The sequence below is a fragment of the Acinetobacter sp. YH12231 genome, from assembly GCF_013417755.1.
In the GTDB taxonomy this organism is placed as follows: domain Bacteria; phylum Pseudomonadota; class Gammaproteobacteria; order Pseudomonadales; family Moraxellaceae; genus Acinetobacter; species Acinetobacter amyesii.
On sequence record NZ_VPDJ01000004.1, the window covers coordinates 77,049 to 87,870 of the forward strand.

Annotated in this window: 12 protein-coding genes; 4 read left to right on the forward strand and 8 right to left on the reverse strand. The window is 43.2% G+C overall.

Annotated elements, in window-relative coordinates; all coding sequences use genetic code 11:
• The first annotated feature begins 57 nt into the window (after nt 1-57).
• Entirely contained in the window at nt 58-834 is a 777-nt protein-coding gene (locus FTV11_RS02535) for a class I SAM-dependent methyltransferase (protein ID WP_180073326.1), read from the forward strand.
• 15 nt (nt 835-849) lie between these two features.
• Nucleotides 850-1,419, forward strand: coding sequence for a hypothetical protein (locus FTV11_RS02540; protein ID WP_180073330.1), 570 nt, complete (start codon nt 850-852; stop codon nt 1,417-1,419).
• Between the two features lie 127 nt (nt 1,420-1,546).
• Here the strand turns inward: FTV11_RS02540 and FTV11_RS02545 are convergent, their stop codons facing one another.
• From FTV11_RS02545 to FTV11_RS02555, 3 genes are all read right to left on the reverse strand, one after another.
• Entirely contained in the window at nt 1,547-1,957 is a 411-nt protein-coding gene (locus tag FTV11_RS02545) for a GFA family protein (protein WP_180073327.1), read from the reverse strand.
• 73 nt (nt 1,958-2,030) lie between these two features.
• On the reverse strand, nt 2,031-3,236 hold the full coding sequence (locus tag FTV11_RS02550) for a TIGR03862 family flavoprotein (protein ID WP_180073328.1): 1,206 nt from the start codon (nt 3,234-3,236) through the stop codon (nt 2,031-2,033).
• A 6-nt stretch (nt 3,237-3,242) separates the two neighbouring features.
• Nucleotides 3,243-3,893 (reverse strand): SAM-dependent methyltransferase, encoded by a 651-nt coding sequence (locus FTV11_RS02555; protein WP_180073331.1) that lies wholly within the window; start codon nt 3,891-3,893, stop codon nt 3,243-3,245.
• Between the two features lie 83 nt (nt 3,894-3,976).
• Here FTV11_RS02555 and FTV11_RS02560 point away from each other — a divergent pair, with 83 nt between their 5' ends.
• A complete protein-coding gene (locus FTV11_RS02560) occupies nt 3,977-4,162 on the forward strand; it encodes a DNA gyrase inhibitor YacG (RefSeq protein ID WP_078189771.1) in 186 nt (61 codons plus the stop codon).
• A 93-nt stretch (nt 4,163-4,255) separates the two neighbouring features.
• Here the strand turns inward: FTV11_RS02560 and FTV11_RS02565 are convergent, their stop codons facing one another.
• From FTV11_RS02565 to FTV11_RS02585, 5 genes are all read right to left on the reverse strand, one after another.
• Nucleotides 4,256-4,900, reverse strand: coding sequence for an MBL fold metallo-hydrolase (locus FTV11_RS02565; RefSeq protein WP_078189772.1), 645 nt, complete (start codon nt 4,898-4,900; stop codon nt 4,256-4,258).
• 12 nt (nt 4,901-4,912) lie between these two features.
• Nucleotides 4,913-5,935: a ferrochelatase gene (hemH, locus tag FTV11_RS02570; protein ID WP_168377948.1), complete on the reverse strand. Its 1,023-nt coding sequence runs from the start codon at nt 5,933-5,935 to the stop codon at nt 4,913-4,915.
• 65 nt (nt 5,936-6,000) lie between these two features.
• Complete coding sequence (locus tag FTV11_RS02575) at nt 6,001-7,029, reverse strand: DUF4062 domain-containing protein (RefSeq protein WP_180054294.1); 1,029 nt, start codon at nt 7,027-7,029, stop codon at nt 6,001-6,003.
• A gap of 122 nt (nt 7,030-7,151) precedes the next feature.
• A complete protein-coding gene (murI, locus tag FTV11_RS02580; protein WP_168377950.1) occupies nt 7,152-8,039 on the reverse strand; it encodes a glutamate racemase in 888 nt (295 codons plus the stop codon).
• A 49-nt stretch (nt 8,040-8,088) separates the two neighbouring features.
• Complete coding sequence (locus FTV11_RS02585) at nt 8,089-8,697, reverse strand: DUF1285 domain-containing protein (protein WP_168377951.1); 609 nt, start codon at nt 8,695-8,697, stop codon at nt 8,089-8,091.
• 194 nt (nt 8,698-8,891) lie between these two features.
• Here FTV11_RS02585 and FTV11_RS02590 point away from each other — a divergent pair, with 194 nt between their 5' ends.
• Nucleotides 8,892-10,604, forward strand: coding sequence for an electron transfer flavoprotein-ubiquinone oxidoreductase (locus FTV11_RS02590; protein WP_180048796.1), 1,713 nt, complete (start codon nt 8,892-8,894; stop codon nt 10,602-10,604).
• Nucleotides 10,605-10,822: the final 218 nt, after the last annotated feature.

Here is a 10,822-nt window from a genome sequence, read left to right on the forward strand (position 1 = left end):
TATCTTGTTCCGAATATGCTATTTTATAGAGGCCATACAGATTAAAAAGTGCAGAATATGACACATTCAATACATCCTGCCGCACGACAAGGCTTTAGCTCTGCAGCTGAACTCTATCAACAAGCCCGCCCTGACTACCCGATTGAAATCAGTGCGTGGCTACAACAACATTTAGCTTTAGCCCCTCAAGCCCATCTGGTGGACTTAGGCTCAGGTACAGGCAAATTTCTCGAGTATATTCGCCCACTCAGTGAAAATATCACCGCGATCGAACCTGTGCATGAAATGCTGCAACAATTGCAGAAAAAACATCCGCATATTGTAACTTTAGCCGCCCAAAGTGATCAGATTCCACTGCATGATCATTCTGTAGCAGCGGTATTTTGTGCCCAATCATTTCATTGGTTTGCCACCCCTGAAACCCTCAATGAAATCAGTCGTATCTTAGTTCCCCATGGGGATCTTGTATTGATTTGGAACCAGCGTGATATCCAAGTCAATTGGGTCAAACAACTCGCTGATGTCTTGAGTGAACTCGAAGGTGACACACCTCGTTATCATAGTGGGCAATGGCAAAAAGTGTTTGAGCAGCAGCAAACATTTAAATTAATTGCCGAAACGACCTTTCAACAAGTGCATCATGGTACAGTGGAACACGTGGTTTCCAAAAGATTATTGTCCACCAGTTTTATTGCAGCGCTAAGCACGGATGAACAACAAAAACTGAAACAACAATTTGAAAATATCGTGGCTGAATCAACCCAAAAGACTGCACAGGATTTGATTGATTTCCCCTATATCACGCATGTCTACATCTTTAGAAAAACACATTAGGACACGATTATGCTCATGCCTATCTCTTTTAAAAAACTCAGTGTCATCTTCCTCATGGGTACAGTCTTAGGACTCACTGCATGTGAAAAATCATCAAAAACGGTGGAACAAAATAGTGAAATCAGTTCCGACGATCAAATCATGAAAGAGCTGAATAGTGATCCTATTAAAAACTTTGCCAAGACCCCAGATGATCTACACGACCTCACGCTTCTGACGCAATATGACGAGAGCTTTAGTCAAATTAGCGATGAGATGGAAGATGAGCTGATGAAACTGCGTGAGGAAGGCAAACTCACCGATGAATTTGCTACACAGCGTAAGCGTGACAACATCCAGTCAGCACTGAATATGCTCAAAGAACTCGAAATGAAAACTGAGCAAGGCCGTTATATTCAAGGCTTGATGTATCAGTACTGGGACAATCAATCACAAATTTATCGTGAGAAAAATCAAGCAGCCGATGGCGAGTTAAAAAATCCTAGTGATAGTGTCAAAGGTCTCGGCCAGTTTATTCATGCACAAGAACAATTGGGACATTGGCAGGAACAATATCCTGAACTACAAAAAACTCGACAACCTTAATCTTCCAAACTGTTGCAATCTATTCACCCAAATTCAACGTGGATGAATGAGAAGGTGACACGAACTTAAAACTCAACGTCAAGGGCAAATTCATGCCCTTGAGGTGATTGCTCAATCTTAATTTGCGCTATGGTCGTTCAGCATATTGCGGTAAATCACCTGCAATATCATCCCATTCAGCTTTGGATGCGACAAAGATATGACAGGTTGGTTTCTGCGTCAGAGGTGTATCTAAGGTGCCTATACGTAAGCGGTAATAATCAGGCGTTTCAGCCTTAATACTGATGATCGGCGAACCACACTCACAACAAAAACAGCGCTGTGTGGTGGCCGTGGACGCATACTGTTTCAGAAACTGCTCACCGGCCACAATTTTAAAATCTGCTTTGGCAATCGGGGCATTGGTCGCAAATGCCGTACCATTGGCTTTTCTGCACCGAGAACAATGACATTGCACGATCTCACCAATCGGACCATTGATCTCATAACAAACCGCTCCACACAAGCAGCTTCCGGTATATTGTTCTTGTACGCGCATAGTGGTCTTTCTTAGAAGAATTTCATCTCAAAATATCACAACTCATCAGCAAGATTGTGACAATTTGAAGCGCTTAGTTCTGCAAAGAAACCAAATAGTTTTGAACCCCTTCACCCGCTGCCCGACCGGTCGCAAGACAGGCTGTCAGTAAATAGCCCCCAGTAGGCGCATCCCAATCCAACATTTCTCCGCAGACAAATACAAAAGGATTGCTCTTCAATTGTAAGCCATCATTTAGGACTGAACGCTTCACACCACCTGCGCAGCTAATCGCCTCATCTATCGGGCGAAATCCGTCAAGTTGAATATTTAAGTGTTTAATTTTCGCAGCAAGTAAGGCAGGTTCATGCCACAAAGATTTATCCACCAGTTCACGGACCAGTGCAGCTTTCGCCACATCTAAACCGGCTTTACGCCAAACATTGGTTAAAGATTGCTTTTTCGAAGGCTGTAATTTCTTAGCCAATTGTTCAACACTTTGATCTGGCAATAAGTCCAAAGTCAGCTGCATGGGCTGAGCAGATTTCACCTGTTGACGCAAAGCACGACCTTGTTTGTAGATCAATCCACTTTCCAGTCCATAGTGTGAAATGATGATATCACCTTGGGTCGGCTCGGCTTGCTCGACCCATGCATTGACCCGCTTTAAAGGCTGTCCAAACACGGGCTGCATAAACTTCGACCAAACGCGTTCCACACCGGCATTACTGGCCTGAAAAGCTTCAATACACTCAGGCTGCAGCCATTTTTGCCATGCGCCATCACTGCCTAAACGTGACCAAGACACAGCCCCACATGCCATAATAATCGCATCAAAGCCAAACGCTTGGCTTGATCCATCAACAAGGTTTTGAATCGTTAGCTGATTGGACTGTAAGTCCAAAACTTGATGTCGATAATGAAACTGCACCCCGTCTAGACTGAGACGTTTTAACCATGCACGCAGCAAAGGCGCAGCTTTCATTTCAATAGGAAATACCCGACCCGATGAACCAATATAGGTTTCAATACCCAGTCCCATCATCCATTGTTGAATCCATGCTGCATCCCACTGCTTAACCCATGGGCTCAGCCATTCCACTTGATCATAGCGCTGCACAAATTGTTCAATGGGTTCTGCATGCGAAATATTCAGCCCTGTCTTGCCCGCCATTAGAAATTTACGGGCTGCCGATGGTTTTTGCTCATAAACATGAATGTCATAGTCAAATTGGCTAAGCACTTCCGCTGCCATCAATCCCGCAGGACCTGCCCCAATGATTGCAATACGCTGAGTCATGCCCGATTATTCCGCAGATGCTTCGGTGGGTTGAATACCTTGTAGCGGCTGAAAATCATCAAAACGTGTGGTGTAATCTACAGGCTTGGTAATGATTAGCTGCTGACAGAGTTCACCACGTTCAAGATATTTAATCTCAAAGTGTGTACGTGCTGAAGTCTCTGCAATGCGTTCTTTAACAAAAGGCAGCTTCCAAACATCGATTAACTGCTGCTGCGCTTCCTCAATGTATTCAGGAATATTACTCGCCAATGTAATCTGACCACCCGGCTGCAAACGCGACAATAAAAATTCAAAAAACGGCATATTTAACCAGCGCTGTGCAGGATTATGCGGTTCAGGGTTTGGATACAAAATAAAGAATTGCTGTACTTGCGCAGGATGTAAGGCATGTACTACCCAAGGCAATGCATCAGCATGAATTGGAGCTAAATTGCTTTGCCCTTCAAGTTGATGCTGCTTTTGCATTGCCACAAATTTTTCACGTGTCCGCTCAACAGCAATCAATTGAAATTCAGGGTGATTGGCTGAAAACAATAATGCATGTTTACCTTTACCAGCCCCAATTTCCACACAAATCGGCGTGGAATCAATCGGCTGAAAATCACGGGGAGCTCGCATACGCTGCGCTTGAAATTGACGAATAGGCATAAACAGATCAAACTAAACAGAACGGCATAAGTCTAACAACTGCGACTGTATTTGCCTAATTGAATCATCCGTTTTTGCTGGAGTTAAGCATGCCCACCACCATGAATTGTCCACGCTGCGGCGCATTGACGACTTGGGAAAATAATGAATATCGCCCGTTTTGCTCAGATCGTTGTAAATTGATTGATCTCGGTGCATGGGCCAATGATGAATATCGTCTGCCGACACAAGATGCACCTCAGGCCGATGGTGGCCGTGAAGAAGACCAATTCTAAGGACTCAAGTGCATAACCCTATTATTTAGGTAAATAAAACAGGAATCCGTTTGGATTCCTGTTTTGTTAATTTAAGTTTCTCAATCTAGTTGCTTAACCCGCTTTACCAGCAACGAAAGGATTATGTTGTTTTTCATAACCAATGGTACTCATTGGACCATGCCCTGAAATAAACTGCGTGTCATCCGGCAAGCTAAAACATTCACGCTGAATGGAGTCGAGTAATTGTTGATGGTTACCGCGTGGAAAATCTGTCCGGCCTATCGAGCCTTTAAATAACACATCCCCCGTCCAAAGCACGGCATATTTTGCGTTATAGAACATGACATGACCTGGTGTATGCCCCGGTGCAAAACGAACTTCAAACTCTTCTGCACCCAGCTTCAAGGTTTCGCCGCCTTCCAACCATTGGGTCACATGGACATTTTCAGGGATCGGGAAACCGTATTTCGCAGAAACCTCCTGAATCATGTCCAACCAAAACGCATCTTCTTTATGCGGGCCAATCACTGGAACATTCCAAGCTTGGGTTAATGCCCCAACCGCACCTGCATGGTCTAAATGGCCATGCGTTAACCACAAGGCTTTGACCGTTAAACCGAGCGCTTCAACTTCGGCTTTTAATTTTTCAGGCTCTCCCCCTGCATCAATCAAGACCGCTTCTTTCGACTCAGAGTCCCAAACAATGGAACAGTTTTGTTGAAATGCCGTAACGGGCACGATTTTAACTTGCAACATAGGGCGAAAACCTCAAGGCGATGAATGGGCTAATGTTTGCTTTAAGGCATCAAGATTAGCTTGAAGTAATAAATTGAGCAATGCGACATGATCATCCCGCGCGTTTAATGCAGGAATATAACCATATTCACCACCGCCTGCAGCTTGGAAAATTTCAGCATTTTGCAGCGCCAACTCTTCTAGCGTTTCCAAACAATCCGCTGAAAATGCAGGGCTCATAACCTGTACCGATTTCACGCCTTGTTTGCCCCATGCGTCCAAAGTGGCATCAGTATAAGGTTTCACCCATTCTTGCTTACCAAAGCGAGATTGGAAACTGATTTCATATTGATCTTCAGTTAAACCAAGCGCTTGCGCGACTAAATGTCCTGTTACACGGCAACGGTCAGCATAGGGATCACCCTTGTCTGCATAAGGCTGTGGAATGCCATGAAAAGACATCAATAACTTATCCGCGACCCCATGCTCCGCTTGATAATCACGCACACTTTGCGCTAAAGCTTGAATAAATAGCGGGTGCTGATAGTAATCACGAATAATACTCAAGCCCGGCAAATTGCGTTGCTGCGGAATCCATTGTGCGATCGCATCATATAGCGGTGCAGTCGATGTTGCTGAATATTGTGGGAATAGTGGAAACAGGACGATGTGGTCTTGTGGCTGCTGTGCCAATTGATCTAAAGCTGCTTGAATGCCTGGATTGCCATAGGTCATGGCAGGAACCACCTTCAGTTCAAATTCTGGATACGCTTGAGTTAAATGTGCTTTTACAGCGTCAACTTGCGCCAACAATATTTCACGCATAGGCGAATCATTGCCCCAAACCATTTCATAGGCATGCGCCACACGCTTTGGTCGAAATGGCAAAATGAACAAACGCAAAATCAATTGCCAAATCGGTTTTGGAATTTCAATCACCCGCTGATCTGACAAAAACTGTTGCAGAAAACGACGCACTGCGGGCACAGTTGGCGCATCAGGCGTGCCTAAGTTCGCCAGAATAATGGTGACTTTAGCTTTTTCGGCAGACAACATTACACTTTTTCCATCAATTTGAATGACGCTAATGTAGCAGCTTTTTATCTATTTTATAAAACAGATTAATATACAGTTTTAAATTGGAAAACCCGATCATTATCCAACAAATTACTTTCCAGTAGTTTTTGACCTTTCGAGGTCACTTGCCACAACATGCGTTGACGGTCATCACGTCCATTTGGAATGATCCAATCATTTTGACGCATTTGACTCTTGATACTATGCAAAGCCCGAATATTCACCTGAGCACGAGCAACCGCATGCGCACGAGGCATTTCAACGCGGGCATCTTCCAAACCTGTTTCGTTTAGAAATTCATTCATGCGTTTAGAGAAAAACTCTTCTGGGGTCGGATTGACAAAAGTTGAACCTAAAATCGAAAGCAACTGTGCCCAAGTCATTTTTTTCTGAACTTTCAGCTCTTTAAAATTGCCGTCTTGATAGGCATGCATGCGATATTCAAAAGAGAACACTTCATGCATAGACACTTTCGGTAAGCTCAGGAATGGGTCGACTTCTCGTTTTCCTGATTCTGTTTCGAGTTGAACTAACTGGGCTTTTAAGCGATCAATTTCATCATGCAAAGCTTGGGTATTTTGCGGACGAACCCAACCTGAAACAGGATAGCGCTCTAGCATTTGCGGCATGTTCAATCGCACTGCCATTTCTAAATCACGCAAGGTTCGATAGCTAAAGACTTGATCCACTTCATTTTGCAATAGCTTACGAAAGTCTTTGAATTTTTCACGTAGCTCAGGCTTTTCATCATGCAAAGAAAGATCACGTGAATTTGGATCTTCATGCATAAACACAATGACCGGCTTTTGTTTCGTCACTGCATAAATATATTCAAGGTGCATATAACCCACACCTGAAACAGACTGCTCGCCATACTGACTACCCAGTAAGATCACCACATAATCACAGTCATCAATTTGACGACGCGCAAAAGCCGTACTTAATGGTGTGCGCTGTTCCAACCCCCAAGAGAAAAAACCCATCCCTACAAGAGTCTGTGCCAATATGATCCGTTCTGGCTGCATTTCACTGCCAGATGTGGAAATGAATACTTGATAACGCTTATCGAGCATTAGAGATCCTCTTCCCGTTGCACGCTATATCCAGCACTCAAAAAAGTGGTTGCTGAAACATACAGCATGACTACCCCAAATAGATTTAAATTGTTTTATCTAAAATCGTTCAATCACAATGATTAAAATTCTAAACTTGCCGCCTGAATATTGCAGATTTTCCAAGTGATTTGATCATCTTGAATTAAGCGTGCTACCACAGGTGTTAAGTTTTCCGCATTATTTCCACTGACATAACATTCGATACGCAGTGAATCTTGGCGGTTATGCTCAAATAATAACTCATTTTTAATCAAAATTTGGGCTGTTTGTCGTGCAACCGCAAATCCTGAGTCAATTAATGTCAGCTTCTGACCAAAAATATACTGAATTGCCGATTTTAGGAAGGGGTAATGCGTACATCCAAGCACTAAATAATCTGCACCTGCATCTACAACTGGCTGTAATATCTCAGTTAATGTCTGCAGGCAAGGCTCAGTCATTTGCGCCCCCGCTTCAACAAAGGGCACCAATTCCAAAGAAGTCACTGACAAAACTTGCACCCCTGCAGGTTCAGCAAATCGCTGCATGACATCTTTGATTAATTTACCCCGAAAAGTCGCAGGCGTTGCGAGGACAGCCACAGTTTTACTTTTGGTCTGTAATACCGCAGGTTTTAAGGCTGGAACCAAGCCAATAATCGGAAAATTTTCACCGTAGTGTTCACGCAAATAATCCAAACTAAATGCCGATGCCGTATTGCATGCCACCACCGCGACTTTACACCCCTGACGGTATAACCACTCAATCGCATGTGCAGTCAGTTCACGGATGTCCTGATCTTGACGCGGGCCATAAGGGACATGTGCCGTATCTGCAAAATAAACAATCCGTTCATTCGGTAAATAACGTGCAATTTCCAACGCAACAGACAAACCACCAATACCTGAGTCAAATACCCCAATAGGCGCATCAGCAGTCGCTTTTGGCATGGGTACATTTAAGGGGTAAATGGGATGAATGGCGGTCATAAGGTCACTTTAATTTAGATTCAGAATGACAAGGTGGAAAGCTTAAACCTCAGGTGCCTAATTGCAAGTGCAAATCACCACTTTGTAACACTAAAATGGACTCCCCTTGCTCATTTTCAAGCAGCTCACCCATCTCGACTAAATGAAAAAATGCAGCACGTTGAATTAAGGCATTTATACCAAAACGAACATGCACATAAGGACGTAGTTCACCCTGATATTCACGCATAAAAATCGGATGTTCCTGATCAACAATAATCAGGTCTTGGGTGGTTGTGGTGAATTGAATATAGTTTTTAGCGTCAATCTCAACGTGATCCACCTGATTGACAAATAAAGGCTCATCTTCCACCTGTATTTCAATTTGTTCCACAGGGGTTTTTAAATAGAATTTCCCATCTTCTTTCCAAAGCACGGTTGAGAACAGATCAATGAGTGCTTGCCGCTTGATCAATTGACCATCGTGCCACCATTCTCCATTGGCTAAAACCTTCAAATCCATTGCACCACAATGCTTTGGATGCCATTGATCTAATGGAGGGATTGACCTTTTGTGACCGGACTGTCCATCTTTTAAGTATTGTGCAATGTTCATTAAATTTCTATCATCCCTATTAATGAATTTTTTCGTCGGGTTTTCGTTCAATTGCTGCTTCATCCGCCTAATAAATACCTTAGTGACGGAAAAATAATATGATTCAGCCAATTGGCTAGAACTCGGTTTAAAACTATACTAGCCCACAATATCAAAGACACGATAGAAAAATTGTGTCTGGGCATTAAGAACACTCATGGCAGCACCATTTAAATGAATTGAATGGATGCCACCTTCCGAAATATGAGGAGTCCTACATGGAACACATCGAACGTGAATCGATGGAGTTTGACGTAGTTATCGTCGGTGCAGGTCCTGCCGGCCTATCTGCTGCGATTAAAATTCGTCAACTTGCAATTGAAAATAACCTAAACGATCTGTCCGTTTGTGTCGTGGAAAAGGGCTCCGAAGTGGGTGCGCATATTCTATCAGGTGCTGTGCTTGAACCTCGCGCAATGAATGAATTGTTCCCAGATTGGAAAGAACAAGGTGCACCTTTAAATGTGCCTGTGACTGAAGATAAAACCTTCTTCTTATTGTCTGATGAAAAATCACAAGAAGCACCACATTGGATGGTGCCTAAAACCATGCATAACGATGGCAACTATGTTATTTCGTTAGGTAATGTGGTTCGTTGGTTGGGCGCTAAAGCTGAAGAATTAGAAGTGTCTATTTTCCCAGGTTTTGCAGCGTCTGAAATCCTTTACCACGAAGATGGTACTGTGAAAGGTATTCAGACTGGTGACATGGGCATTGGTAAAGATGGCGAACCAACGCATAACTTTACTCCTGGCTATGAACTTCATGCCAAATACACATTATTTGCTGAAGGCTGTCGGGGTCATTTGGGTAAACGTTTAATCCAAAAATTCAACTTAGATAAAGATGCTGATCCGCAACATTACGGTATTGGTATTAAAGAACTTTGGGAAATCGATCCTGCTAAACACAAGCCAGGTTTGGTGATGCACGGTGCAGGTTGGCCTTTAAGCGAAACAGGTTCTTCAGGTGGTTGGTGGTTATACCACGCTGAAAACAACCAAGTGACGTTGGGTATGATTGTTGACTTGTCATACACAAATCCACACATGTATCCATTTATGGAAATGCAGCGTTGGAAAACACATCCACTGATCAAGCAATATCTTGAAGGTGGTAAACGTATTTCTTATGGCGCACGTGCGGTTGTAAAAGGTGGTTTCAACTCATTACCTAAATTCACTTTCCCTGGTGGTAGCTTGATTGGTGATGACGCAGGTTTCCTAAACTTTGCGAAAATCAAAGGCTCTCATACAGCAATGAAATCAGGCATGCTGTGCGGTGAAGCTGTATTTGAAGCGATTGCTGCGGGTGTGGAAAAAGGTGGTGACCTTGCCATTGCACGTGTGACTGAAGGTGAAGACTTCTTCGCTAAAGAGTTAACTGCGTACACAGACAAGTTCAACAACAGTTGGTTGAAAGAAGAGTTATATAACTCTCGTAACTTCGGCCCTGCTATGCATAAGTTTGGTCAATGGATGGGTGGTGCGTTCAACTTTGTTGATCAAAACATCTTTAAAGTGCCGTTCACGCTGCATGACTTACAGCCCGACTTCAGCGCTTTAAAAACTGTCGATGCTGCGAACTTCAAACCGAATTATCCAAAACCAGATGGTAAAATTACATTTGACCGTTTGTCTTCAGTATTCGTATCAAATACGGTACATGAAGAGAACCAACCTGCTCACTTGAAATTGACAGATGCTTCTATTCCTGTACATGTGAACTTACCAAAATGGGATGAGCCTGCTCAGCGCTACTGTCCTGCTGGTGTTTATGAAATTATGGAAGAGAATGACGGTTCTAAACGTTTCCAAATTAACGCGGCCAACTGTGTACACTGTAAAACGTGTGACATCAAAGATCCGTCTCAAAACATTACTTGGGTAACACCTGAGGGTGGCGGTGGTCCTAATTATCCTAATATGTAATCTCTTTTGAGATTGAAATAAACCCGCTTAATGCGGGTTTATTTTTTAATAGACAATCACACTCTTTAAATAAATATTATTACAAAAAAACGGCTTTGTTGCACAAACCTATCTGTAAAGGCTTTTTCAGCGATATAATTTTCAAATGAAGAAGCCTACACACAAAATCTACCGCACAACCAATTGGCCCGCATATAACCGAGCACTCATGAGTCGCG

Bases quoted from the DNA above. Each gene is read 5' to 3' on its own strand.
- FTV11_RS02535 (WP_180073326.1), top strand. From the start codon at position 58: ATGACACATTCAATACATCCTGCCGCACGACAAGGCTTTAGCTCTGCA.
- FTV11_RS02540 (WP_180073330.1), top strand. From the start codon at position 850: ATGCCTATCTCTTTTAAAAAACTCAGTGTCATCTTCCTCATGGGTACA.
- FTV11_RS02545 (WP_180073327.1), bottom strand. From the start codon at position 1,957: ATGCGCGTACAAGAACAATATACCGGAAGCTGCTTGTGTGGAGCGGTT.
- FTV11_RS02550 (WP_180073328.1), bottom strand. From the start codon at position 3,236: ATGACTCAGCGTATTGCAATCATTGGGGCAGGTCCTGCGGGATTGATG.
- FTV11_RS02560 (WP_078189771.1), top strand. From the start codon at position 3,977: ATGCCCACCACCATGAATTGTCCACGCTGCGGCGCATTGACGACTTGG.
- FTV11_RS02565 (WP_078189772.1), bottom strand. From the start codon at position 4,900: ATGTTGCAAGTTAAAATCGTGCCCGTTACGGCATTTCAACAAAACTGT.
- hemH (WP_168377948.1), bottom strand. From the start codon at position 5,935: ATGTTGTCTGCCGAAAAAGCTAAAGTCACCATTATTCTGGCGAACTTA.
- FTV11_RS02575 (WP_180054294.1), bottom strand. From the start codon at position 7,029: ATGCTCGATAAGCGTTATCAAGTATTCATTTCCACATCTGGCAGTGAA.
- murI (WP_168377950.1), bottom strand. From the start codon at position 8,039: ATGACCGCCATTCATCCCATTTACCCCTTAAATGTACCCATGCCAAAA.
- FTV11_RS02585 (WP_168377951.1), bottom strand. From the start codon at position 8,697: ATGAAGCAGCAATTGAACGAAAACCCGACGAAAAAATTCATTAATAGG.
- FTV11_RS02590 (WP_180048796.1), top strand. From the start codon at position 8,892: ATGGAACACATCGAACGTGAATCGATGGAGTTTGACGTAGTTATCGTC.